The sequence below is a fragment of the Novosphingobium sp. Fuku2-ISO-50 genome (genome assembly GCF_001519055.1).
Classification (GTDB): Bacteria; Pseudomonadota; Alphaproteobacteria; order Sphingomonadales; family Sphingomonadaceae; genus Novosphingobium.
Genome location: NZ_KQ954287.1, coordinates 176355 through 199522, shown reverse-complemented (window position 1 = coordinate 199522; position 23168 = coordinate 176355). Strand labels below are relative to the sequence as shown.

Annotated in this window: 21 protein-coding genes and 1 tRNA gene; 6 read left to right on the top strand and 16 right to left on the bottom strand. The window is 62.1% G+C overall.

Annotated elements, in window-relative coordinates:
• Positions 1-107 precede the first annotated feature (107 nt).
• The gene (mutM, locus tag AQZ50_RS06615) at positions 108-920 is read left to right on the top strand and encodes a bifunctional DNA-formamidopyrimidine glycosylase/DNA-(apurinic or apyrimidinic site) lyase (protein ID WP_067744360.1); all 813 of its coding nucleotides are present in this window, start codon (positions 108-110) and stop codon (positions 918-920) included.
• Positions 921-980: 60 nt separating this feature from the next.
• Here the strand turns inward: mutM and AQZ50_RS06610 are convergent, their stop codons facing one another.
• Together AQZ50_RS06610 and AQZ50_RS06605 are read right to left on the bottom strand one after the other, a co-directional pair.
• The gene (locus tag AQZ50_RS06610; protein ID WP_067744357.1) at positions 981-1163 is read right to left on the bottom strand and encodes a Flp family type IVb pilin; all 183 of its coding nucleotides are present in this window, start codon (positions 1161-1163) and stop codon (positions 981-983) included.
• Between the two features lie 366 nt (positions 1164-1529).
• The gene (locus AQZ50_RS06605; protein ID WP_067744354.1) at positions 1530-1712 is read right to left on the bottom strand and encodes a Flp family type IVb pilin; all 183 of its coding nucleotides are present in this window, start codon (positions 1710-1712) and stop codon (positions 1530-1532) included.
• Between the two features lie 541 nt (positions 1713-2253).
• Here AQZ50_RS06605 and AQZ50_RS20365 point away from each other — a divergent pair.
• On the top strand, positions 2254-2763 hold the full coding sequence (locus AQZ50_RS20365; protein WP_156427252.1) for a hypothetical protein: 510 nt from the start codon (positions 2254-2256) through the stop codon (positions 2761-2763).
• Positions 2764-2818: 55 nt separating this feature from the next.
• On the top strand, positions 2819-3097 hold the full coding sequence (locus AQZ50_RS21245; RefSeq protein ID WP_369801392.1) for a DUF6804 family protein: 279 nt from the start codon (positions 2819-2821) through the stop codon (positions 3095-3097).
• Positions 3098-3305: 208 nt separating this feature from the next.
• Here the strand turns inward: AQZ50_RS21245 and AQZ50_RS06600 are convergent, their stop codons facing one another.
• The 12 genes from AQZ50_RS06600 to lgt form a co-directional block, all read right to left on the bottom strand.
• A complete protein-coding gene (locus AQZ50_RS06600; RefSeq protein ID WP_067744351.1) occupies positions 3306-5681 on the bottom strand; it encodes a DUF3987 domain-containing protein in 2376 nt (791 codons plus the stop codon).
• Entirely contained in the window at positions 5678-6100 is a 423-nt protein-coding gene (locus tag AQZ50_RS06595) for a hypothetical protein (protein ID WP_156427251.1), read from the bottom strand. The genes AQZ50_RS06600 and AQZ50_RS06595 overlap by 4 nt, the downstream gene beginning before the upstream one ends.
• Before the next feature lie 165 nt (positions 6101-6265).
• A complete protein-coding gene (locus AQZ50_RS20360) occupies positions 6266-6457 on the bottom strand; it encodes a hypothetical protein (protein WP_197412397.1) in 192 nt (63 codons plus the stop codon).
• Positions 6458-6592: 135 nt separating this feature from the next.
• Positions 6593-7417 (bottom strand): hypothetical protein, encoded by an 825-nt coding sequence (locus AQZ50_RS20355; protein ID WP_156427250.1) that lies wholly within the window; start codon positions 7415-7417, stop codon positions 6593-6595.
• A gap of 75 nt (positions 7418-7492) precedes the next feature.
• Positions 7493-8722 (bottom strand): tyrosine-type recombinase/integrase, encoded by a 1230-nt coding sequence (locus tag AQZ50_RS06585; protein WP_067744342.1) that lies wholly within the window; start codon positions 8720-8722, stop codon positions 7493-7495.
• 198 nt (positions 8723-8920) lie between these two features.
• Positions 8921-8994: transfer RNA gene (locus AQZ50_RS06580), tRNA-Gly, on the bottom strand.
• Positions 8995-9037: 43 nt separating this feature from the next.
• Complete coding sequence (locus AQZ50_RS06575) at positions 9038-9574, bottom strand: adenine phosphoribosyltransferase (RefSeq protein WP_067744339.1); 537 nt, start codon at positions 9572-9574, stop codon at positions 9038-9040.
• 101 nt (positions 9575-9675) lie between these two features.
• Positions 9676-10491 carry a cytochrome c1 gene (locus tag AQZ50_RS06570; protein WP_067744337.1) on the bottom strand — a complete coding sequence of 272 codons (816 nt, stop codon included), beginning with the start codon at positions 10489-10491 and terminating at the stop codon, positions 9676-9678.
• A gap of 30 nt (positions 10492-10521) precedes the next feature.
• Positions 10522-11787, bottom strand: a complete 1266-nt coding sequence (locus tag AQZ50_RS06565) for a cytochrome b (protein WP_067744334.1) — start codon at positions 11785-11787, stop codon at positions 10522-10524.
• 12 nt (positions 11788-11799) lie between these two features.
• Positions 11800-12378, bottom strand: a complete 579-nt coding sequence (gene petA / locus AQZ50_RS06560) for a ubiquinol-cytochrome c reductase iron-sulfur subunit (RefSeq protein WP_067744331.1) — start codon at positions 12376-12378, stop codon at positions 11800-11802.
• Between the two features lie 295 nt (positions 12379-12673).
• Positions 12674-13711, bottom strand: a complete 1038-nt coding sequence (locus AQZ50_RS06555) for a class I SAM-dependent methyltransferase (protein WP_067744329.1) — start codon at positions 13709-13711, stop codon at positions 12674-12676.
• A gap of 5 nt (positions 13712-13716) precedes the next feature.
• Positions 13717-14601, bottom strand: coding sequence for a prolipoprotein diacylglyceryl transferase (gene lgt / locus AQZ50_RS06550; RefSeq protein ID WP_369801394.1), 885 nt, complete (start codon positions 14599-14601; stop codon positions 13717-13719).
• Positions 14602-14841: 240 nt separating this feature from the next.
• Between lgt and AQZ50_RS06545 the strand changes: the two genes are divergently transcribed.
• From AQZ50_RS06545 to AQZ50_RS06535, 3 genes are read left to right on the top strand one after another with little or no spacing between them, the layout of a single operon-like run.
• Positions 14842-16557, top strand: coding sequence for a class I adenylate-forming enzyme family protein (locus tag AQZ50_RS06545; protein WP_067744743.1), 1716 nt, complete (start codon positions 14842-14844; stop codon positions 16555-16557).
• Between the two features lie 15 nt (positions 16558-16572).
• The gene (locus tag AQZ50_RS06540) at positions 16573-19323 is read left to right on the top strand and encodes a [protein-PII] uridylyltransferase (RefSeq protein ID WP_067744327.1); all 2751 of its coding nucleotides are present in this window, start codon (positions 16573-16575) and stop codon (positions 19321-19323) included.
• A 40-nt stretch (positions 19324-19363) separates the two neighbouring features.
• Positions 19364-19924, top strand: coding sequence for a YqgE/AlgH family protein (locus tag AQZ50_RS06535; protein ID WP_067744325.1), 561 nt, complete (start codon positions 19364-19366; stop codon positions 19922-19924).
• Between the two features lie 34 nt (positions 19925-19958).
• Here AQZ50_RS06535 and gltX read toward each other — a convergent pair whose 3' ends face one another.
• On the bottom strand, positions 19959-21287 hold the full coding sequence (gene gltX / locus AQZ50_RS06530; protein WP_067744322.1) for a glutamate--tRNA ligase: 1329 nt from the start codon (positions 21285-21287) through the stop codon (positions 19959-19961).
• A 39-nt stretch (positions 21288-21326) separates the two neighbouring features.
• Positions 21327-22997 (bottom strand): NAD+ synthase, encoded by a 1671-nt coding sequence (locus AQZ50_RS06525; RefSeq protein ID WP_067744319.1) that lies wholly within the window; start codon positions 22995-22997, stop codon positions 21327-21329.
• Positions 22998-23168: the final 171 nt, after the last annotated feature.

Sequence of the window (23168 nt, the reverse complement as noted above, 5' to 3'; positions counted from 1 at the left end):
GGGCTTTAGTCACAATTGTTCGCCCGGCAAAGCCCGATAGGGATTCCTTTACGGGTGAAATTGGTCGATGATCCCGGTTTCCTCCCCTCGAACCACACTGGGTGTCGATGCCCGAATTACCCGAAGTCGAAACCACAGTCCGCGGGCTGGCCACAGTGCTGGCCGGCGACCGACTGGTGCGCGTTGCGGTCAACCGCCCCGATCTGCGTCGCCCCTTTCCGCCCGACCTTGTCCAGGTGCTGACCGGCGCGCGCGTCGTCGCGCTGGGGCGGCGCGCGAAATACGGGCTGGTGCAGACCGATCGGGGGCAGACCATGGTGTTTCACTTAGGCATGTCGGGGCGCTGGCGAATCGATCCGAGCGAGATCGGGCGCCACGATCACCTCGTGCTCGAAACCGGCAAGGGACACGTTCTGGCGCTGAACGATGCGCGCCGATTCGGCTCGGTCGATCTGGTCGATACCGCCGCGCTTCATGCCTTTGCGCCGTTTGCCGCGCTGGGGCCGGAACCGCTCGGCCCCGATCTGACCGTGGCGCACCTGGCGCGCGCATTTCAGGGGCGAATCGCCGCTGTCAAACTGCTGCTGCTCGATCAGGGCATCGTGGCCGGGCTGGGCAATATCTATGTCTGCGAAGCGCTGCATCGCGCGCGTATCCATCCGGTACGTGAAGCGGGCAAAGTGTCGCTGGCGGCGCTCGGTCGGCTGGTGCCCGAAATCCGCGCGGTCTTGTCCGAAGCGATCGCGGCAGGCGGATCGACCTTGCGCGATTATGCCCGCCCTGATGGTGAGCTCGGCTATTTCGCCAAGGATTGGCGGGTCTATGGCCGCGAGAATGAGCCATGTGCCTGCGGAGGGCGTGTGCAGCGCGTGGTGCAGGGCGGCCGATCGAGCTTTTTCTGCCCGCGTTGTCAGAAGTGAATACGAAAAGGGGGGCGAGTTTCCTCGCCCCCCTCGAACGTCGTAGTCTCGACTTACGACTTAGAGCTTGCCGCTCTGAGCGTTGGTCATCTGACCCGAGACGTAGTTGAAGGTGTTCGAGAGCGAGTTGCCCAGCGAACCCATCGCGGTGATCGCGGCGACGGCGATCAGAGCGGCGATCAGGCCGTATTCAATCGCGGTGGCGCCGGCTTCGTCCTTGAGAATCTTGTTGATCAGCTTCATGATATATTCCCCTTAGATGCCGCTCGTGTCCCCGGAGTGGCAAGACCCGTTTTATGAGCAGGGCGTAAATCACAGGTTAAAGCTGAGGCCCTGCGCGGTGCTTTTCGCAGGTCTTTTTACGACCGGGCTCTGGATTAAGGGGGAATCGCGATCTTTGCGGCGCTGTCGTGTCCCGAAGCTGGACGAAGCGGCCGGCGTTTGCGGCAAGGTTTGCCATGCGCCCACCGGACGAACGAATCGGCGGCGCAGGGCTAGGGACTGTTTCGTAGGGGCGCTGGTCTGATTCGCCCGAACCTGGGCGGGGCAAACGAAAAAGGGGGCGAGTCTCCTCGCCCCCTGCCAAACGGTTGCCCGGATGCGCGCTTGTCAGAGCTTGCCGCTCTGCGCGTTGGTCATCTGGCCCGAAACATAGTTGAAAGTGTTCGAAAGCGAGTTGCCGAGCGCGCCCATCGCGGAGATTGCGGCGACGCTGATCAATGCGGCCATCAGGCCATATTCGATGGCAGTCGCGCCAGCCTCGTCCTTCAAAATGCGATTGATCAGTTTCATGCGGCGTCCCCTGTAGTTTGTCGACGGTCCCGATAAATTCCTGACAGGGATTTTATAAGGTGGGTGTGAAACTTGGGTTAACCTCTGCGGAACGCCTGGCCGCTTCAAGGGCGGCAGTCGCAACCTGTTCGTGCTCGTCCACGCAAGGTCTGTGGAGCCCAAAGGGGGGCGGACGGTCGTTGGCGGAATCTGGAGGTAGCGGGAACCGCAAATGTGTCTGAAAATGGCGAGTATCTAGCATTTTTTGACAGTGTTATTGCGGCAAGGCCCCCAATAAGGCCCCCAATCGTTCCCGCTGCGTCCGCAGCAGCGCCTCGGACGGTACAGTGCGGCAGGTAGCATTCCCCTGTTCTGGGCGCATTCCGCACCTTGGGAAAGCGGGTGTCCGCACTCCGGGCGAACTTTTTATCAGGCCTGCCCCAAAATCCGCGCCGATTTTTGAAAACGGTAGCCGTTGACATCGCGAGTTGTTCATCCGACCGTCAGCCGTTCTGCGCAAGCAGCCCACGAGTCCGCTGGTTCGTGTAAAGGTGAGGGTGATATGGAAATCGATGAAAGCGCAGCGGGTGAGGTCGTTAATTGGGCCAACCTTCGAGCGATCGAATGGCAAAATTGGCCAGTCTTCATGAGCTCTATATATGGGCCAATTGTACTATATTATTTTGGAATAAAGTTCACCTGTGAAATAATAATAACTTCATCAATTTTTTGGTATTTAATTGTTCCTTCACGTTTTATATCGATTGCAACTTTGAAAGTTGGCGGCCTAATTTATTTGGCAAGATTTGTCATATTACCTATTGTTGCGTATCAACTTTGGTCAGAAGGTAAAATGGCTCTGGCGATTTTCTCGTTTTTTTGGCCAATATCTGGAACAATAATTTTCGGCTTACCGGTGACAATGATTGAGGCATTTCTAAAAGGAAAAAGATTTGTTAAATTATCACAAATAGGAATTCTACAAAGACGAATACTTGAAAAAATTGGATTTTCAGATTGGTATATTTTGAGGAGAGGCTACATTCCTATTGATGAATTAATATCGGAATGAAATTAAGGAGAATATAATAAGATTTTTTGGAATTGTGGCTCCAAGCGCAAACGCGATGGTTATGGTCATGGCCGTGCAACGTCTGCCACATCGCTTTTACGAGGATCTTCGCTCATACACGCTTGTCCTTTGTGGGATAAGTTTGACCTGCCTTTGGATGCAAGGAAGGCGTTTGGCCGTGATGCCAGCAGCAATCGTGGCGGCAATCTTCAACCCTCTGGCTCCATTCCATTTTGAACGGCAGGGCTCGGCCGTATTGAATCTAGCGTCGGCATTGGCATTAATTTTTTCCGTGTACCTTAGCTTTAGTGCAAAAACGTCCGTCGGAGATTGATGGACTTCCTTTTTCACAGCCTTCAACCCTAGCTAATTAGCCTCGCGCCCGCGCGTTATATCTCTCTCTTTCCAACCGAGGCCGGGCATTCCGAAGCGCGATCGTCACTCGCCAAGACGCCCAAGCCGAACCGCCAAAACCGCCAGAAGCCCCTCGGTAGATTGGCTTTTGACGGTTTTGGCGGTTCGGCTTGGGCATTTTTCTGGCTCTATTTGTCTGCAAAACCCAATGGGTTTAGCCGATAGACTACGCTTGGTCGGCCTTGAGTATCCCGCCGTTGCTCTGTCAGCCAACGATGGTCGACTAGCAGTTGTAGGGCGCCATCCACGCTCTCGCTTGTGGTGAGCCCCTGCCAATCGTGCCGCTTTACGTCACGCGCGGTGAATCCGTCGCGAAGGTCGCCCTTCCTAATCCTGCGCAAAACGGCGTTCGCGGCATCGGCAGTGCTGTTTGCGCCAGCCTCGTAAGCCCTGCGCGCATGACACTCGAAATATCGGCCGAGGGCGAGCGCGCTGTCGATTGCACCGAATGAAACCGGCCCCCCGCTCCCACTCGCCAAGTGATGCACAAGGGCGAGGCGAGGGATAAGCCCCCGGAACTTGGCAAGATGCGCTGCCAATTCGGGGAGCATTTCAGGGTCACGGATACTGCGTTCCAATTCGCTCCGCCAAACATCGAACCGTTGGGAGGCGTCGTTCGCGAAGCGCAGGAAAAACTGACTGCCCGATTCGCCGAGTTCACAACCCAGCGCCAGCGCATCGACGCTCGCCAAGCTGTTGTAGCAGGACAAGGCGTCTTCCTGCGCCAAGCGGTCGGGCACCCGATCCTGAGAGCGCCAAGGCCCAGGCGGGTCGGGCCACACCAGCATTTGCAGACGCTGCACCATGCCGTCATTCATGCTGCGAAGGCTATCGGCGATAAATCTCTTGATTCGATCCGGCTGGGTCGTGCCGAGCAATGAGATGACCACTGACGGGATATGGACGGTGCCCCGTCCGATCCGATCAAAGGTATAGGCATCCTTGCCTGACCACGCCGTTAGAATGAAGCCCCGCGCGCTGGCCTGATCCGGCTTTTCCAGATCGCTGAAAAACGACATGATCTCGTCGCGGTAGTAGATCACGCCGTTTGGATTGTCGGCGCAAATCTCGCCCAGTTTTTCAACCGTGGCATCGTTGACGATCAGGCGTTTTTGCGGCGGCTTCGTCGGCTTGTCGCCCGGTGCCATGAGAGCCAGCGCGGAATCTTCATCGCCTTTGGCATCCTTGAGCATGCGCTTTGCCGTGGAGGCGCGAACATCGTCCTGAATTTTGGCGATTGCAGTCTTTGCCTCCCAATCCGCGAGAGATTTCTTGTTATCGTCCTGCGCGACGGATTCTAGCCGCTTGATCGGGGCCAGCACCTCGGCAATGGCCGGTGACTTCAGGGCGCCGGGTGGTGCGACAATGCAGCCCCATAGGTTTGCTGGCTCCGCCCACGGCGTGTTCCGCTCCGGTCGAATGCTGACGGCGCGTCCGATCAATGCTCCGGCCTGCACCAATGCCGGGATCGCCACGAAATCGAGCGGCACGGATAGCCGTGAGGCAATGTCTTCGCACCATGCTCGCAGACGCATAGGGAGCCAGGCTGGATCAAATTGTGGCACTGGCAGGAGCGGTCGGGCAATCGGGATCGGCGCTAGCGCCGAATTTTGCCCGACCAACGGTTCGGGGAGTTCGACGCCCGAAAATTGCGCCGCTGGCTGGTCACAGCCCAGCGGGCTTGTCCGCGATCCATAGGCCGAATGAACCTGCGTGCTGAGGGCATCCGGCTCCCAAGGCCCGTTACAGCGATCGTTCCACAGGGCCAGTAGCAACTCCAAACACCGGTCGGCGCTGATGCCAATGTCGCCGCACCGCATTGCAAGTTTGACCAGATTGTCGTGCCCGCCATTCCCTTCAATGGATGGCGGCCAATCGAGAATTGTCCTTGCGGCCGATGACACAGCTTCTGAGGAATCAGGAACTGCGCCAGTCGCGATCGCATGGCCTCGCCGTTCCCGTTTGGGAGCCTGACCAGCCAGCAGAAGGTTTACGAACTTTTGGGGCGCGAAGGCCAACTCAGCAGGCCAGCGAAGAATTTCATACCCCTTGTCATCGATTGTGGAACCCGGCGCCATCAACCAGCCTTGCCCCCCTTTTGCACGCACATCGATACCAGGACGGAAACCGTTCTTGGAGCAAATCTCCACGTTCTCAGGGGCACGAAAATACATGTGCCAGCCGCCGCTTGGAGTTCGCACAAGAGCCGCTTGTCTTTGTTGCACTTTTGAAATTCCAAGCTTGCTGAAAGATTCCTTTCCCTGAGCAGGATTGCCGTTCTTGTCCGGCTTCACATCGATATCGATCACGATGTGATCCGGGCAGTATACGCCGATGTTGGCATCGGGGTGCTGTTGCCACCATTCGGCGATTTGCGCCTCATCCCTCGATGCATCTGCCAAGGGATGGGACAATAGCGAGCGGTCCTTCGTGTTCGCCTTGATCGGGACAACGCGAAAGCCCAGCCGTGCGGCGCGGAGAGCGGCTTCTAGCTTGCAGTTCATGGCCGCGCCTCCCGCTGGAAAAAGGTGGCGAAGCGCTGCCCGGCTGGCATGGCCTGCATTGCGGCGAAGAGTTGTTTCGCGACGTTGCTGCGAGCCGATGGTTTCAGGCCAAATGCCCAAAGCGCCATACACACGCCTTCGTCACGCTCCCGGAAGGCTGAATAGAAGCGCAGTTCGATCGGCGCGCCCGCTTCGCGCAACATGCGGATCGGCAATGGCTCCCCCGCAGTCCGATCGGGAGCAAGTAGCAAAACCTCCCCTCGGACTAGCAAGGCGAGCGTGATGCCCTGTTGCAGCAGCTTTCTGGCTTCTTTGTACACTATCCGGTCTGGCTGATGGCGACGGGCAATCCAAACGAATTTGCCATCGGGCGAACTGACGTAATCCATGAACGAGAGTGCAGTCTGGCTCTTACGCATGATGAAGCCCCCCGTTTTGCGAGGCGATTGTCTGGCGGTGATGTTGCTGGATTTTCTTGCCTCTGGGGCGGAGCTGGCGGTAAAGTGCGCCTGCATACGACAGCACTGCGATGCACCGCTCCCTAGCCGTTGGCGCGGCTAGGGAGCATTCCAAATTGGGGATGTTCATGCCGTGTCTCCTTCACGGATCGGCAAGCTGTCCGCCCAGGTTTCAGCGTCAACTCGCGCGACACGCGTGGCGGTGCCGAATTTACGGATGCGAAGGCGGCCAGCCGCTACCTCTCGATAAAAGCTGGTTCGCCCGATGCAGTAGCGGGCGCAAAAGCCCGCCACCGACATGAGTTCTGGAATGTCCATTTGCTGTTCCCTGCCCGATTGCGTCGGCGCTGCGACCGCAGCGAACGCTCCGGCATTGACAGGGAGCCTCAGAAACATGCGCCCCAACAATGTGACACAACTGCCAAACGAGTTATGGCATATGGCATTGGCGGATTACCGTGCTTGGCGCAGTTCCTCGATACGCGCGGCGATGATTTTGCCATAACGGGCGAAGCTTCGTTCTGACACACGCGCGCCAGCTCGCTTCTCGGCTTCAATTCCAAGCTGACGGGGTGATGGCACAGCGCCCGTTCCATTTGAAAAATCCTGCGCCACTGCTTCGATCACATCGGCGGGTATCTTTTTTTTCGGCCCCGACCTCACGGGTTTATGTTCAACGTGCCTTTGGCGGTGGGGCTGTTGGTCTGGGAACGCACCAGTCTCACAACTGAGGCGCGCGAATGGTAAGCATGCCGGGAGCGCCGCGCGAAGTTCGTCCAATGCAATCCGAATTCCGAAAAGTTCAGCGTGCACAGCTTGCCAAAATCCATCGCGGGGGTTTGGCTGCACCAAACGCAGCAGTTCAATTTTTTCCGTCCGCCAATCCGCCTTGGTAAACGTGGTTGAACGCAAGCCTTCCAAGGTCTGCTCACCTTCGGAGATCCACTGATCACTATCCTCGAACCGCCCCGATCGCCAAAAATCGCGGCTAATGGCCAGCCCCTGAGCCGACGGGTCGAAATCAAACAGTTCGCTTCCCATCCTGATTTCGGCGGCCAATGCATTGCCAGACGAAAAAGTTTGCCCTGATCGCATGGGCGAATAGAAGAAGCTGGCCGTCACAGAAAAGGCACGGATCGTCCCCTTGCGCAATTCACGCAAAAGCGCGGTTCTGTCTTCGATGTCTCTGGCTGCAACCGTGGCAGGGATCGCAGCATTGCCATTGGTACGCTCTAATAAGGCCAGGCACAGTGCTCGCCGAATTTCTTCGTCATTCACATCGCCAAACGCACGGCGTTGCCGCCGCCCGCCCCCTCAGCACAATATCGCATGCCAAGCGCAAGCGGGCGCGCCTCAAGCTGTCTTGCCGGGAAAGGCGATGATGTCTGCCCCTTTGCGGAGGGCATCAAGGTAGTCGCTCCACCATTGCGCCATTTCCACCCGTTCCTGCCAGTGCGCGCCCCGATGATATGCCGCGCGCACTTTGTCTGAGTCACCGTGGGCCAGTGCGCGCTCGATCGCATCGGGGGACCACTTGCCCGATTCGTTCAGAAGTGTGCTGGCCATTGCCCTAAAGCCGTGCGCGGTCATCTCGTTGCTGGCGTAGCCCAACCGCCGCAGGCCAGCATTGATCGTGTTTTCGCTCATGGGGCGTGCCGTGGTGCGCATAGACGGGAACACATAGCGGAAGGCCCCTGAGAACGCCTGCGCCTGCCTCAAAAGTTCTACTGCCTGACGTGATAGCGGGACAAGGTGCGGCTTGCGCATCTTGGTCTTGCTGGCCGGAATGGTCCACAGGGCGGCTTCTAGGTCAATTTCCGGCCACTCAGCGTGCCGGAGTTCACCGGGACGGACGAACACATGCGGGGCCAGTTGCATTGCCAGTTTGGCGGTTCCCAAGCCTTCATAGCCATCAATCGCCCGCAGCAATTCACCAACGCGGGTCGCATCGGTAATAGCGCCATAGTGGGTGACGGTGGGCGCGGTGAGGGCACCGCGCAAATCTCTGGTCGGATCAGACTTCAACCGGGCCGTTGCCACGGCATAGCGCAGGACGAGGCTGGTCAATTGGAGTGTGCGCTTGGCGCTTTCCAGATTACCTTTCCCTTCGATTCGGCGCACCGATGCGAGAATGTCCGCTGGCTCGATTTCGGTGATCGGCATTTTGCCGATTGTGCTGGCGAGCAGACTAAGGAGATATTCGCACCGTTTGGCTGTGGCTGGTGCCCATGCCTTTTCGCCATCCCGCTTGCGCTTGTCGCAATATTCAGCGGCAATTGCGTTGAAAGTGTTTTCGCCTTCTGCGCGCGATCGCAACTTGTCCTTTTGCTTCTCCCCAGAAGGATCTTTGCCTGTGGCGAGCTGTTCGCGGGCCTCATCGCGCCGCCGGCGTGCTTCGCTCAAGCTGAATTCGGGATAGGCACCGATGGAAAGTTTCTTTTCCTTCCCATCCACGCGATATTTCAACCGCCACAGTTTGCTGCCGCCGGGATTGATCTGGAGGTAAAGGCCCAGGCTGTCTGTCAGCTTATAGACCTTCTCGCGCGGCTTTGCTTTGCGGATTGCCATGTCAGAAAGCGCCATTTCCTCGGACCTTTTGCCATCGAAGGCCCCCTGTTTGGGGGCCCCCACATCGGAGACTAGGGCCTAGGCCCCCATTAAGGCCCCCGCATTTCGCGGATACGGAGGCACGGCGGGGAATACTTAGGGCCGTTAAGCCTCGGAATATGGCGATTTTCCACCGTTTGTAAAGCCGGTGGGGAACAGTCAGGAACGGGAAAATGGAGCGGGTAGCGGGAATCGAACCCGCATAACTAGCTTGGAAGGCTAGGGCTTTACCACTAAGCTATACCCGCCCGCTCTGTGCTTGCGTCCCTTGGCACGGTTGCCCGGTCTTCGTCAATGACCGGAAAAGCTGACCAGTGCGTCGACGGTCAGGCCTGCGCCACGCAAGCGGTCGGCTCCGTGGAGTTCGGGCAGGTCGATCACGAACAGCGCATGGGTCACTTCGGCTCCGGCCTGGCGCAGGAGTTCGGTTGCGGCCAGCGCTGTGCCGCCGGTGGCGATGAGATCGTCAATGATCACCACTTTTTCACCGGGGCGAATGGCGCCGGGGTCGATTTCAAGGCGGTCGCGTCCGTATTCGAGTGCATAGTCGATACCCAGCGTCGGCACCGGAAGCTTGCCCGGCTTGCGCACCGGGACAAAGCCGACGCCCAGGCGCGCCGCCGCCGCTGCGCCAAAGATGAAGCCGCGCGCTTCCATTCCGGCGATCATGACTGCGCCGGCGGCGGACGCCCGGTCGGCCAGATGCGCGACAGTGGCTGCCAGGCCTTCGCCATGGCTGATCAGCGTGGTGACATCGCGGAACTGGATTCCCGGCGAGGGAAAATCATGCACGGTGCGAATCAGGGTCTTGATCTGGTCGGGGGTCATGGCGGGGTCCGCTGCGGGGGGAGGGCGGGGAGGGGAATGGCCGGCACGAAAAAGGCCACCGTTGCCGGTGGCCTTTTGTCGTCAGAGCTGAAGCCCGAGGATCAGTGCTTGTCGGCCCAGATCGTGCGCTTCGACAGATAGGCGAGCGCGGTTGCCGCGATCAGGAAGCCGAGTACGGCCCAACCGGTCTGCTTGCGCTTTTCCATCTTGGGCTCGGCAGTCCAGGTCAGGAATGCGGCAACGTCCTGCGCTTCCTGGTCGAGCGTGGCCTTGGTTCCGTCGGAATAGGTCACCTGCCCGTCGGCCAGAGGTGCCGGCATCGCGATGTTCAGGTTGGCGAAGTACGGGTTGTAATAGAGCCCGTCCGGAACTTTGCCGTCAGGATACTTCTTGATCAGGCTCGCCGGTTGATCGGTATAGCCGGTCAGCAGCGAATAGACATAATTCGGGCCTTCGTGGCGCGCCTTGGTGATCAGCGACAGATCCGGCGGAGAGCCGGAGCCGGCGTAATAGACCGGCGGGAAGTGATCGGCAGGCGTGTTGGGACGCTCGCCGGTGTCGCCCGTCTTGGGGTCAAAGGTCTTGGCCTTGGTGGCCCATTCCTTGGCAATCGTCTTCACCTGGGCTTCGCTGTAGCCAAGGTCGGTCAGATTGCGGAAAGCGACCTGCTTGAGCGAATGGCAGTTGCTGCACACTTCCTTGTAGATCTGGAAGCCGCGCTGCAGCTGCTGCTTGTCAAAGCGACCGAACGCCCCGTTGAACGCGAACTTCACGTCCTCCTTGGGGGCGAGGTGGTACTCCTTGACCGCAGTCATGGGTTCCGGCTCGCGGATCATGTTGATGGCGCCAACCGCAAATGACCAAAGCAGTGCGGCGGCGAAGAAGAGGCCAACTAGTGGGCCAAAGATGCGGACCATGGCGGTTTCTCGCTTTCTTTTCCTGTCCGCTCAGGCGGCGGCTTCATCGGTGCCGAGCACGGCTTCGGTAATCGAGAACGGCAGCGGCTGCGGCTTCTCGATCGACGAGACGATCGGCAGGATGACAAGGAAATGGAGGAAATAGTACGTTGCGGCGATCTGCGAGATCAGCACGTACTTTGTTTCCGCCGGCGAACCCCCGCAGAACCCGAGCACGACCACATCGATGAAGAGCAGCCAGAAGAACTTGCGGAACAACGGTCGGTAATGGCCCGAACGCACCGGCGAGGTATCCAGCCAGGGCAGGAAGAACCACACCAGAATGGCCGAGAACATCGCCAGCACGCCCATCAGCTTGGCCGGGATGAACAAGAAGTCCGAGGTGAATGCGCGCAGGATCGCGTAGAACGGCCAGAAGTACCATTCGGGCACGATATGGGCCGGCGTCGACATCGGATTGGCCGGGATATAGTTGTCCGGGTGGCCCAGCGCGTTCGGGAAGAAGAACAGCACGGCGCAATAGAGCACCAGGAACACACCGAGTCCGAAGCCGTCCTTGGCCGTGTAATAGGGGTGGAACGGCACGGTGTCCGATTCCGACTTCACTTCGACACCCGTGGGGTTCGACGAACCCGGAATGTGCAGCGCCCAGATGTGCAGGATGATGACTGCAGCGATCACGAAAGGCAGCAGGAAATGGAGCGAGAAGAAGCGGTTGAGCGCGGCGTTGTCAGGCGAAAATCCGCCCAGCAGCCACTGTTGCAGCGGTTCGCCGACGAACGGGATCGCCGAGAACAGCCCGGTGATGACTTTGGCGCCCCAGAAGCTCATCTGGCCCCAGGGAAGCACATAGCCCATGAACGCGGTTGCCATCATCAACAGGAAGATGACCACGCCCAGCAGCCAGATCATTTCGCGCGGCGCTTTGTACGACGAGTAGAAAAAGCCGCGGAAGATGTGGATATAGACCACTACAAAGAACGCCGAAGCGCCGTTGGCATGGGCATAACGCAGCATCCAGCCCCAGTTCACGTCGCGCATGATATGTTCGACGCTGTCGAACGCGAGACCCGAATTGGCCGCGTAATGCATCGCCAGGATGACCCCGGTGACGATCTGCAGCATCAGGCAGAACCCGGCGAGCACGCCGAAGTTCCAGAAATAGTTGAGATTGCGGGGGCAGGGATAGCCCGCGCCGATGGCGTTGTAGACGAAGCGCGGCAACGGCAGCTTTTCGTCGAGCCAGACCATCAACGGATGGCTCGGCTTGTAATGGTTAGCCCAGGGAAAGCTCATGGCCAGTTATCCTCAGCCGATCTTCACGACAGTGTCGGAAGTGAATTCATAAGGGGGCACTTCGAGATTTTTCGGTGCCGGGCCTTTGCGGATGCGTGCTGCGGTGTCGTAGACCGACCCGTGGCAAGGACAGAAATAGCCGCCGAATTCGCCCTTCACTTCGCCTTGACCGGCGCCAAGGGGAACGCAGCCCAGATGGGTGCACACGCCCATGGTGATCAGCCAGTTGGTCTTGCCCTTCTTGGTCCGCTCTTCCAGCGTCTGCGGATCGCGCAGCGTGGAAGGATTGACCGCGTCGGCCTCGGCGATTTCCTTCGGCGTCAGATTGCGCACGAACACCGGCTGTTTGCGGAACACCGTCTTGATCGCCTGGCCCGACGCAATCGCCGAGATGTCGATTTCGGTCGAGCTTTCGGCCAGAACATCGGCCGATGCGCTCATCTGCGAAATCAGGGGAACAAGAACAGCAATCCCGCCCACACCGGCGAAACTCACTGCAGCAATATTGATGAAATCGCGTCGCCTGACGCCTTCTCCGGTCTCATCCGTCGGGTCGATGATCGCCCCTTCAGCCTTAAGCAGGTCAGCCATTGAAAGTCCTTGCCTGATGCCACACGCACAACGGCGCATGCGGTTGCATTTCTACTTTCGCTCCCCAGATGGGGTATTCCCGTCGGGGAATGTACCACCTTATTGCGAGGTTGCTGCCGCGTTTGCGCGAACATGCGCTCGTAGCGCAGCCCCCCGACATTCTCGGGCCTGATAGCCACAAATGCGGCGCTTTGCCAACAGCCATTTTGGCAAGGCCAAAAAGGGCCATTAATCATGGCTGAATGGCTCTATTGCGCCGATCGCAACCGGTTGCGCGGCAAGTGCAAACGGGTGATCAGAACGCGGCGCCGACAGGCCAGTCCGGCCCGCCGAGCGCCATGACCTTGAACAGCGCGCCCATCGCTTCGGGCGCGGCGAGGCGGTGCGCGGCGGCGCGGATGGCCCCGGATTGGGCCGGTGCGGCGCGGGCCAGGGCCTCCATTCGCGCGCCAAGGCCGAGCGCCGTGAGGAAGGCGCCTTGTTCGAGCGTGCCCATCCACTGCGCGCCGGCAGCCTGCGCGATGGCGGGAAGAATCGAAAAATCGACATGCGCGGTCAGGTCGGCTTCGCCGGGCCAGGCAAAGGGATCGACCTTTTCATGCGCGCGCAAGGCCTGGAGCGAGCTGCCTGTGGCAGGCTCGGTCCGGCCATAGTCGATGATCAGCGCGCCGCCGCCCTGCACAGCCAGCCGTCGCCCGATTTCATCGATGACCGTGGCGGCGGCGGGGCAGGTTTCGATGATGGCGCCTTCGCGGGCATCAGCGAAGCCGGGCGGTACGGCGGCATCCATCGGGCGCGGGCCGGCCAGCGGGACCAGCCGGTCGCCATCGAGCCCGACCATGTGCTCGCGCCAGCCTTGCGCCGTGCGCACGAGCTGGCGCACCGGCAGCGCGTCGAGAAATTCGTTGGCGACGATCAGCAACGGGGCATCTTCGGGCAGGCTCGACAAATCGCCATGCCAGGTCGCATCGGGGAAATGGCCGCGCTGAACGGCGCGGAGCGCGCTGCTCGCCTCGACGAAATGGACATTTGGTGTGAGCCCGAAGCGCCGCGCCGCGCCCAGCGCATCGCGCGCCAGTGTGCCGCGCCCGGGCCCGAGCTCGACATAGTGAACAGGCGCCGGGCGCCCGGCGCGATCCCACAGATCGGCCAGCCACAGCCCGATCAGTTCGCCGAACATCTGGCTTATTTCGGGAGCGGTGATGAAATCGCCCGCGCTGCCGAGCGGATCGCGGCTGTCGTAATAGCGCGCGTTGGATTCAGCCATGAACTGCGCCAGGCTGATCGGGCCGGTCGCCGCGATCAGCCGGGCAAAGCGGTCTTTCAGGCGCATCGGAGTCAGGACGGCAGCGACTGGACCGTCACCGCCAGCGGCGGGCGGCGCAAAGCGCGCACGATCAGCGCAAGCCCGATGGCGATCATCGGCAGCGTCAGCCACTGCCCCATCGAAAGGCCGGTGGCATGGGCGAAATTTTCCAGCTGCGCATCGGGCTCGCGGAAGTATTCGACGATAAAGCGGGCCATGCCATAGCCCATCGCGAATGTGCCCATCAGCAGGCCCTGGCGCCAGCGCGCCCGCGTCGTCCAGAACAGCGTGATCAGCACGGTGCCGAGCACGATCCCTTCAAGCCCGGCTTCGTAAAGCTGGCTGGGATGGCGCGCCACCGGGCCACCGCCGGGAAAGACCATCGCCCAGGGCAGCGCACTGTCGGCAGCGCGGCCCCACAGTTCGCCGTTCACGAAATTGGCGCAGCGTCCGAGGAACAGCCCCACCGGCACGCAAGGCGCGATATAATCGCAGACCCGGATGAAATCGAGCCGGCCGCGCCACGAGACAAAGGCGATCGCCAGCGTCGTGCCGATCAGCCCGCCGTGAAAGCTCATCCCGCCTTGCCACAGCTTGATCAGGTCTTGCGGGTGGGTGATCAGCTCGGGCGCATAGAACAGCGCATAGCCGAGCCGCCCGCCGAAGATCACGCCGAGCGTGGCATAGAAGAACAGGTCTTCGGCATGGCGCTGCGCCATCGGCGCGCCGGGCAGGCGAAGCGCCCGCGTCAGGTGCCAATAGGCAAAGATGATCCCGACGAGATAGGCCAGCGAATACCATTTTATCGTGAAAAAGCCGAGATCCACCGCAATCGGCGAAAGGCCGAGATTTTCGAAACGCAGCGGCACATGCGCCCCAAGCGAGGATGCCGCAGCGTCAGCCAGCAGCGGCAGCACGCCGGCGACGAAATGGGCGGCATACGGGGCTGCCAAAGGCGTTGCGACCGATAGTGACAGCACGGGGGGAACTCCTTAAACGTTTCGAATCGGAACCTTTCCGGTGCCGGTCGCGCGCTCTGGGCGCGCGGCCTTCTGGCACAGCGAAGGGGGACTGTGAACGTGCAAAAAGATATGGACGTCCGCCGTTTCCGCGATGCGGGGTGCGGCGGGACGCTTCCGCTGGAGATGGTGTCAACGATGAAGACCGAACTCGATCTTGCCCTGTCGCGCGTGATGGACGGCCTGGTTGCGCCTGACGGGATGCTGCCCCTCGGGACGTATCGCCAGTTCGATCGCGACTTGCCGATGATCGCTTCGGCGCCGCCCAGTCTGGCGCATTATTTCGCTCATTTCTGCGCGCTGCATGGCGACAGGGACTTCCTGGTCGATGGCGATGTCCGCCTGACGTTTGCGCAAGCCTACGCCGCCGCGCGCGTCGCGGCGGGCGGGCTGGTCGACGGCCATGGCATACAGCGGGGCGACCGGGTCGGCATGGCCGCGCGCAATTCGGCCAACTGGGTGGTGGCTTATATGGCGGTGCTCATGGCCGGGGGCGTCGCGACGTTGCTCAATGGCTGGTGGTCGGGCGAAGAACTGGTCGGCGGCGCCGATCTTGTCGATTGCCGGCTGGTGCTTGCCGACCGGCAGCGCGCAGAGCGCTTTGCCGCGCAGGGCTATGGCGGACAGATCCTGCTGATCGAACATGATTGCGCGCCGGACAAGGGGCTCGTCGCGCTGACGGCAAAGGGTGGCGATGACCGGGTGAACCTGCCCCTGTTGAGCGGCGATGACATCGCGACCGTGCTGTTCACTTCGGGATCGACGGGCACATCGAAAGGGGCCTGGTCCAACCATCGCGGGGTGGTGCAGGGCACGTTCAACTATCTGGCGCAGACGCTGGCCGTGCTGGGCGTCCTGACTGCGCGGGGCGAAGCGCCCGATCCTGCGTCGCAGCCTTGCGCGCTGGTCAACGTGCCGCTGTTCCATGTCACCGGCGAAGTGCCCGTTCTGCTTCAGTCGTTTGCCATGGCGCGCAAGCTGGTGATGATGCCCAAGTGGGACGTGGTCCGCGCGATGGAGCTGATCGAGCGCGAACGCGTGACCTACTTCGTCGGCGTGCCGCTGATGAGCTTTGAAATCGCGACTCATCCCGATCGCAACACGTTCGACTTGTCGAGCTGCGTCACCTTTGCCGCCGGCGGAGCGCCGCGCCCGATCGAGCATGTCGATCGGATTCGCCGCGAATTGCCCCATGCCTTTCCGGTTCTGGGCTATGGCCTGACCGAAACCAACGGCATCGGTTGCGGCAATTTCAACGAGAACTATCTGGCCAAGCCGGGCAGCACGGGCGCCCCATCGCGCCCGCTGGTCGACATGGCCATACTCGACGAAGACGGTCGCGGGCTGCCGCAGGGCGATGTCGGCGAAGTCTCGATCCGCAGCGTGGCCAACTTTATCGGCTATTGGGACAATCCCGGCGCGACGCGGGCGGCGATCACGCCCGACGGTTATTTCCGTACCGGCGATCTCGGTTATATCGATGAAGACGGCTACTTGTTCATCGTCGACCGCAAGAAGGACATCATCATTCGCGGCGGCGAGAACATCAGCTGCATCGAAGTCGAAAGCGCGATCTACAATCACCCCGGCATTGCCGAGGCGAGCGTGTTCGGCCTGACCGACGAGCTATATGGCGAAGTGCCGGCGGCGGTGTTCCTGGCCAAATCGGGCGCCGCGCTCGATGCCGAGGCTTTGCGCGCCTTTCTTGGCGAGCATATCGCCGCGTTCAAGATTCCGGTGCAAGTCTGGCAGGTCAACGAGCCGCTGCCCCGGCTGGGCACCGAAAAGATCGACAAGCGGGCCTTGCGCGAAAAATACCGGCGCGAATGGGCCGAGACTGTGAAGGTATCCTGAGTTAAGGGGGAGCGCATGATGCTCCCCCGGATTGCAAATCAGCGCGCGATCATCGACCGGCGCGCGCTTGCCGACGACATAGCCGCGCTGGCGGCCCAACATGGCGACAAGGCGCGGCCCTTGATCGTCGAGGTGCTGCGCGAAAGCCTGGCGGCGGGCCGCGAGGAAGTCGGGCGGCGGCTCGCGGCGCGCCCGTCGCACGGCAGCGAATGTGCGCAAGGCCAAGCCTTTCTGATCGATCAGGTGGTCCGCCTGATTCACGATCATGTCGTCGGGCGGGTCTATCGCGCCAACAACCGTTCGACGGGCGAGCGCATCGCGGTGATCGCGGTGGGCGGCTATGGCCGGGGCGAAATGGCGCCGCATTCCGATGTCGACATCGCCTTTGTCACGCCCAACAAGCCGACGGCCTGGTGCGAACAGGTGATCGAGGCGATGCTCTATTTCCTGTGGGATCTGGGGCTGAAAGTCGGGCATTCGAGCCGTTCGCTCGACGAACTGGTGCGCCAGGCCAAAGCCGATCTGACGATTCGCACGGCCTTGCTCGAAGGGCGCTATGTCTGGGGCGACCGGGCGATCTACGAAGAATCGCAGCGCCGTTTCTGGGCCGATGTCGCCGCCGGGACCGAGCGGCAGTTCGTCGCCGAAAAGCTGGCCGAACGCAACGAGCGGCACAAGCGTTTGGGCGACAGCCGCTATGTCGTCGAGCCCAATGTGAAAGAGGGCAAGGGCTGTCTGCGCGATTTGCACACGCTGTACTGGATCGGGAAATATATCCACAAAGTGCGCGATCCGTCAGAGCTGGTCGATGTCGGCCTGCTGACGGGAATCGAATATCGCGCGTTCCGCCGGGCGGAGAATTTCTTTTGGGCGGTGCGCTGCCATTTGCACACGATCACGCGGCGCCCCGAAGACCGGCTGACCTTTGACTTGCAGCGCGAAGTTGCCACGCGCATGAATTTTGCCGACCGCCCTGGCAAGAGCGGGGTCGAACGCTTCATGCACTTGTTCTTCCTGCATGCGCGGCAAGTGGGATCGCTGACCGGCGTGTTCCTTGCCCAGCTCGACGAGCAATGGGCGGCGCAGCGCATGGGCTTTTTTGCCAAGCTGCGCGCCCGGCGGCGGGCGCGGCGCAAGATCGGCGCGTTTGCCGTCGTGGCCGACAAAGTGGCCGCCGGAGCCGACGATTTCTTTGCCCATGATCCGGTGCGGCTGATCGAGCTGTTTCATGTCGCTGATCGCGAAAGCATGGAAATCCATCCCGAAACGATGCGCCAGGCGCACCGCGACGCCGGGCTGATCGATGCCGCCGTGCGGCGCGATCCACGCGCCAACCAGATGTTCATGGACATTCTGACCAGCCGCCGCGATCCCGAAACGGTCTTGCGCTGGATGAGCGAGGCCGGGGTGTTCGGCCGCTTCATCCCCGATTTCGGCCGGGTCATCGCGCAGATGCAGTTCGACATGTATCACCATTATACCGTCGACGAGCATACGATCCGCGCCATCGGCCTCTTGTCGCGGATCGAAAAGGGCGAAGAAGGCGAGCAGCATCCGCTGGCGACCGAAGTGATCGGCGAAATTGCCTCGCGCCGGGTGCTCTATGTCGCGACTTTGCTGCACGACATTGCCAAAGGGCGCAGCGGCGATCATTCGGTGCTCGGCGCAGAGATCGCGATGAAACTGTGCCCGCGGCTGGGCATGGGGCCCGCCGAGACCGAGATGGTCGCCTGGCTGGTGCGCTGGCACTTGCTGATGAGCGCGACCGCGTTCAAGCGCGATCTGGCCGATTACAAGACGATCGCCGATTTCGCCGGGCAAGTGCAGAGCGCCGAACGCCTGCGCCTCTTGCTGCTTTTGACGATCGTCGACATCCGCGCGGTCGGGCCGGGCATCTGGAATTCGTGGAAGCGGCAATTGCTCGGCGATCTCTATGTCGCCGCGCACGAAGTCCTGCGGCTCGGGCACAAGCAATTCGGTCGGGCCGAACGCATCGCCGCCAAGAAAAAGGCCGTGGCCGGGCTGCTCAAGGAACGCGACGCGCTGATCGGCACGGTCGGGCGGCAATTGCTCGACGCCTACTGGATCGCCGAGCCCGAAGACATCATCGCGATGAATCTGCAACAGCTCGACATTGCGCTCGATGAACCGCTGTCGGTCGAGGCGCGCTATTATCCCGCGCGCGGTGCGACGCTGGTCACGGTGATCGCTGCCGACCATCCGGGGCTGTTCTATCGTATCGCCGGGGGTATCCATCTCGCCGGGGGCAACATCATCGACGCGCGCATTCACACCACGCGCAACGGCGTCGCGCTGGACAATTTCCTTGTGCAGGATCCGCTTGGCCGCCCGCTCAACGAGGAAAACCAGATCGCCCGGCTCAAGTCCGCGATCGCCGACGCTCTGGCCAACAAGGGCAAGCTCTTGCCCCAGCTCGCCGCGCGTCCGCTGGCCCGCCCGCGCGCCGAGGCGTTCGAAGTCCATCCCATCGTCATTTTCGATCACAAGGCTTCGGATCGGTTTACGGTGATCGAGATCGGTGCGCTCGACCGTCCGGCGCTGCTCAGCCGGCTGGCGCGTGCGCTGTTCGAGGCGCGGCTGATCGTGCATTCGGCGCATATCGCGACGTATGGCGAACGCGCGGTCGACACGTTCTATGTCACGGATGTCCTGGGCAGCAAGGTGACCGGCGACAGCCGCTTGCGCACGATCGAGCGGCGTCTGATCGAGGCGGCGGGCGGCAGCAGCGGCAAGGCCGCCGCGTGAGAGCGCTTCCATTCGCCGTCGGCGGGCGTATCATCGCGCCATGACCGAAGCGCGTTATCTTGCCGGTTCGCTCCTGCTCGCCATGCCCGGCATGGGCGATCCGCGTTTTGATCACGCGGTGATCGCGATGTGCGTGCATGATGCCAAGGGCGCGCTGGGTATCGGGATCGGCGCGATCCATCCGGGGGTCAGCCTGCACGGGCTGCTCGCCGACATCGGGATCGAACCCGGCGCGGCGCCCGATGTGCCGATTCACGCGGGCGGGCCGGTCGAGCAACAGCGCGGCTTTGTCCTGCACAGCGCCGCCTGGGAGGCGCCGGGCACTTTGCCGGTGTCGGACCAATGGAGCCTGAGCGCCTCGCTCGAAGTCTTGCGCGCGATTGCCGAAGGGGGCGGGCCGGCGCAGTGGCTGGTGGCGCTGGGCTATGCCGGTTGGGGCGCGGGGCAACTCGAAGGCGAAATGCGCCAGCACGGCTGGTATGCCGCGACCGGCGCCTCGGCGATCCTGTTTGACACGCCGGCGGCGACGCGCTGGCGGGCGACCTGGCGCGGCGAGGGAATCGACCCGGCGCATCTGGTCGGGGCAACGGGGCGGGCCTGACGCCTTACGCCCCCCACCCACATTTCCTTACGCCTCACAGGCTGAGTCGCTTGACGGCCTCTTCACGCGCGATCAGCGGCAGCAGGGCCTTCATGTCGGGCCCATGGTCCATGCCGGTCAGCGCCTGGCGCAGCGGCAGGAACAGCGCCTTGCCCTTGCGCCCGGTTGCGTCCTTGAGCGCGGCGGTCAGCGCGCTCCACGGGTCGTTTGCCCAGTCCAGCCCGGCAGCGATCGCCGCCGCCGTCGCCAGATAGGCGCCGGTTTCCGAGTCGCGTTCCCCGGTCACGATCGGCCCCTTGATCACTTGCCACCAGTCGGCGCCTTCGGCTACGCGGGCGAGATTCGGGCGGATCGCCAGCCATGCCGCCTCATCCATGCCTTGCGGCAGGCGCTCGGCAACGTGTGCAAAAGGCAGGCGATGGATCACGGCGGCGTTGATGCGGTCCAGTTCCGCCTCGTCAAACCGGGCGGGCGCGCGGCCAAAGCGCGACAGGTCGAACGCGGCGGCCAGCTCATCGGCATCGAGCGTGGGGTCGATCGGGTCGGCAGTGCCCAGCCGGGCGAGCAAGGCAACGATCGCTTCGGGCTCGATCCCCGCGTCGCGCAAGTCGGCAATGCCCAGCGCGCCGAGCCGTTTTGACAGCTTGCCCTCGGCCCCGGTCAGCAGCGCGGCATGGGCAAAGCGGGGGAGCGCGGCGCCGAGCGCCGTGAACATTTGGATTTGCGTCGCGGTGTTCGACACATGGTCCTCGCCGCGCAGGACGTCGGTGACGCCCATGTCGACATCGTCGATCACGCTGGGCAGCATATAGAGCCACGATCCGTCGCCGCGGCGCACCACCGGGTCGGACATCTGGCGCGGATCGAAATGCTGCTCCCCGCGAATCCCGTCGTGCCAGGCGATCGGCGTGTCGTGGTCGAGCAGAAACCGCCAGTGCGGCGTCTCTCCGGCCGCAGCGCGCGCGGCATGGTCCGCTTCGGTCAGGGCAAGCGCGGCGCGGTCATAGATCGGCGGCAGCCCGCGCGAGAGCAGCACCTTGCGCCGCAGATCGAGCTCGGCCTGTGTCTCATAGCAGCGATAGACGCGGCCCCCCGCGATCAGCCGCTCGAACGCCGCCTCGTAGATCGCAAAACGCGCCGACTGGCGCTCTTCGGCATCGGGATGCAGCCCAAGCCAGGCGAGGTCGGCGCGGATCGCGACGACATGCTCTTCCCGGCTGCGTTCGGCATCGGTGTCATCGATGCGCAGCAGGAAGCGCCCGCCATGGCGCTTTGCCAGCAGCCAATTGTGCAAGGCGGCGCGAATGTTGCCGACATGCAGCCGGCCAGTGGGCGAAGGGGCGAAGCGCGTGACGACGGTCATGCCTGCCCTATAGCGTTTCGACCGGCGCGCGCCAGACCATCACGCCGTGCGAAATCCATGGGTGATCGGGTAACGCCGGTCGCGGCCGAAATTGCGCATGCCCAGCTTGACCCCCGGCGGGGCCTGGCGGCGCTTGTATTCGGCGATATGGAGCAGGCGTTCGATGCGTTCGACCGTGGCGCGGTCAAAACCTTCGGCCACGATCTGGTCGACGCTGCGTTCCTGTTCGATCAGGTCATTGAGGATGGCATCGAGCACCGGATAGTCGGGCAGCGAATCAGAATCCTTCTGATCGGGGCGCAATTCGGCGCTGGGCGGCTTGGTCAGGATGCGTTCGGGCATGACCGGGCCGTCGGGGCCGAGCCCGATCTTGGGCCGGCGGGTGTTGCGCCATTCCGAAATGGCAAAGACCGTGGTCTTGTAGGCGTCCTTGATCGGGTTGTAGCCGCCGTTCATGTCGCCATAGATCGTCGCATAGCCGACGCTCATCTCGCTCTTGTTGCCGGTGGTGATCAGCATCGGGCCGAACTTGTTCGACAGCGCCATCAAGGTCGTGCCGCGAATGCGCGATTGCAGGTTTTCTTCGGTAAGGTCGGGCGCGCGATCGGCAAAGACCGGCGCCAGCATGGCGGAAAACCCGGCAACGGCAGGCTCGATCGGGATGGTGTCGAGCCGGGTGCCGAGCAGCGCCGCGCAAGCGGCGGCGTCATCGAGGCTTTCCTGGCTGGTATAGCGGCTGGGCAGCATGACGCACCACACGCGGTCTGCGCCCAGCGCATCGACGGCGATCGCGGCGGTGATCGCCGAATCGATTCCGCCCGACAGGCCGAGCACGACGCCGGGGAACCTGTTCTTGTCGACGTAATCGCGCAGGCCCAGGACCATCGCGCAATAGATGTCTTCGGGATGTTCCGTCGGTTCGGCGAGTTCGCCCGCCTTGCAGCGCCACCGGCTGCCGCCCGCTCCGACGCTGACCCGGTTCCATTCGGTGCGGATCACCGCTTCTTCCCAATCGGGCGCCTGGACCCACAGCGCGCCTTCGGGGCCGACGACAAAGCTGGCCCCGTCGAACACGATCTCGTCCTGCCCGCCGACGCGGTTGAGATAGGCGAGCGGAATGCCGGTATCGATCGCGCGGCGCTTGGCCACGCCATCGATGCGCAGCACGTCCTTGTCGATTTCATAGGGGCTGCCATTGACGCAGATGAAGATTTCCGCGCCCAGTTGCGCAAGGTGGCGGCAGACGTCGGGGTGCCAGATGTCTTCGCAGATCGGCAGGCCAAGCATCGCGCCCTTGAACAGCACCGGTTCGGGCAGCGGGCCGGGCAGGAAATAGCGTTTTTCGTCAAATGTGCCGTAATTGGGCAATTCGTACTTGAAACGCACCGCCGCGATCCGTCCGCCTTCGAGCAGCGCGACCCCGTTGTGAAGCGCGCCATCGCGCACGAACACACTGCCGACGAGCAGTGCAGGGCCGCCGTCGGCGGTTTCGCGCGCCAGCTTTTCAAGTTCCTGCGCGGCGCGTTCGATCAGCGCGGGTTTCTGGATCAGATCCTCGGGCGGATAGCCGATGAGGTGCATTTCGGGAAAGACGATGAGATCGCTGTCGCGCGCTTCGGCCCGGACGCGGCGCACTGACGCGGCATTGGCGGCAAGATCGCCAACCTGCTGGTTGAGCTGGGCAAGCGTGATGATCAGTCTGTCGGCCATGATGTCCCGTCAAGTCTTTGGCATAATTCGCGAAGGGGCGAATTATGAAGCGCGGCACCGGCCCGCTCGCCCACCCGACCGCGCACAAGGCGCCCGTCGTCGGCCGGTCGGGTTGGAAAGCGGGCCGGTGCCGCGCCGCATCGCTATCCTACGGTCCAAATGGGGCCTGCA

Excerpts from the sequence above, each read along its gene's own strand:
- mutM (WP_067744360.1), top strand. The coding sequence starts at position 108 with ATGCCCGAATTACCCGAAGTCGAAACCACAGTCCGCGGGCTGGCCACA.
- AQZ50_RS06610 (WP_067744357.1), bottom strand. The coding sequence starts at position 1,163 with ATGAAGCTGATCAACAAGATTCTCAAGGACGAAGCCGGCGCCACCGCG.
- AQZ50_RS06605 (WP_067744354.1), bottom strand. The coding sequence starts at position 1,712 with ATGAAACTGATCAATCGCATTTTGAAGGACGAGGCTGGCGCGACTGCC.
- AQZ50_RS20365 (WP_156427252.1), top strand. The coding sequence starts at position 2,254 with ATGGAAATCGATGAAAGCGCAGCGGGTGAGGTCGTTAATTGGGCCAAC.
- AQZ50_RS21245 (WP_369801392.1), top strand. The coding sequence starts at position 2,819 with ATGGTTATGGTCATGGCCGTGCAACGTCTGCCACATCGCTTTTACGAG.
- AQZ50_RS06600 (WP_067744351.1), bottom strand. The coding sequence starts at position 5,681 with ATGAACTGCAAGCTAGAAGCCGCTCTCCGCGCCGCACGGCTGGGCTTT.
- AQZ50_RS06595 (WP_156427251.1), bottom strand. The coding sequence starts at position 6,100 with ATGCGTAAGAGCCAGACTGCACTCTCGTTCATGGATTACGTCAGTTCG.
- AQZ50_RS20360 (WP_197412397.1), bottom strand. The coding sequence starts at position 6,457 with ATGGACATTCCAGAACTCATGTCGGTGGCGGGCTTTTGCGCCCGCTAC.
- AQZ50_RS06585 (WP_067744342.1), bottom strand. The coding sequence starts at position 8,722 with ATGGCGCTTTCTGACATGGCAATCCGCAAAGCAAAGCCGCGCGAGAAG.
- AQZ50_RS06575 (WP_067744339.1), bottom strand. The coding sequence starts at position 9,574 with ATGACCCCCGACCAGATCAAGACCCTGATTCGCACCGTGCATGATTTT.
- AQZ50_RS06570 (WP_067744337.1), bottom strand. The coding sequence starts at position 10,491 with ATGGTCCGCATCTTTGGCCCACTAGTTGGCCTCTTCTTCGCCGCCGCA.
- AQZ50_RS06565 (WP_067744334.1), bottom strand. The coding sequence starts at position 11,787 with ATGAGCTTTCCCTGGGCTAACCATTACAAGCCGAGCCATCCGTTGATG.
- petA (WP_067744331.1), bottom strand. The coding sequence starts at position 12,378 with ATGGCTGACCTGCTTAAGGCTGAAGGGGCGATCATCGACCCGACGGAT.
- AQZ50_RS06555 (WP_067744329.1), bottom strand. The coding sequence starts at position 13,711 with ATGCGCCTGAAAGACCGCTTTGCCCGGCTGATCGCGGCGACCGGCCCG.
- AQZ50_RS06545 (WP_067744743.1), top strand. The coding sequence starts at position 14,842 with ATGAAGACCGAACTCGATCTTGCCCTGTCGCGCGTGATGGACGGCCTG.
- AQZ50_RS06540 (WP_067744327.1), top strand. The coding sequence starts at position 16,573 with ATGATGCTCCCCCGGATTGCAAATCAGCGCGCGATCATCGACCGGCGC.
- AQZ50_RS06535 (WP_067744325.1), top strand. The coding sequence starts at position 19,364 with ATGACCGAAGCGCGTTATCTTGCCGGTTCGCTCCTGCTCGCCATGCCC.
- gltX (WP_067744322.1), bottom strand. The coding sequence starts at position 21,287 with ATGACCGTCGTCACGCGCTTCGCCCCTTCGCCCACTGGCCGGCTGCAT.
- AQZ50_RS06525 (WP_067744319.1), bottom strand. The coding sequence starts at position 22,997 with ATGGCCGACAGACTGATCATCACGCTTGCCCAGCTCAACCAGCAGGTT.